This is a genomic window from Rhodovulum viride, assembly GCF_003265965.1.
Lineage (GTDB): Bacteria > Pseudomonadota > Alphaproteobacteria > Rhodobacterales > Rhodobacteraceae > Rhodovulum > Rhodovulum kholense.
Map to the genome: position 1 here is coordinate 1 of NZ_MUAV01000258.1, position 274 is coordinate 274.

The following is a 274-nucleotide window of genomic DNA, read 5'->3' on the forward strand; positions in this document are numbered from 1 at the left end:
GTCAGCTCCGCGATCTGCGCCCCGGCGTCTATCGCCACATCCACCGCGAGCCGCAGCCCGTCGGATACCCATGTTTTCATGCGGCCCTCCATCTGCCCGTTACCCCGTTCTGCCGCCAGCGACCGGCGGCCCGTTGCGCTCTCCACTCTCCGGCCGCGCGGATCAGCACCGCGTCGGGCGACGGCGGCGGATCGGCGGCGATGCCCGCCGAAGCCCCCAGCAGATCGAGCGCCCCGGCAGCGGCCCCCAGGACCGCCGCCGCCCCTGCCGCATG

General features: G+C 74.5%; 1 protein-coding gene. It reads right to left on the reverse strand.

The features are described 5' to 3' along the window. Positions 1-76: 76 nt before the first annotated feature. On the reverse strand, positions 77-274 hold a 198-nt coding region (locus BYZ73_RS23365; RefSeq protein ID WP_181498193.1), incomplete at its 5' end, for a hypothetical protein.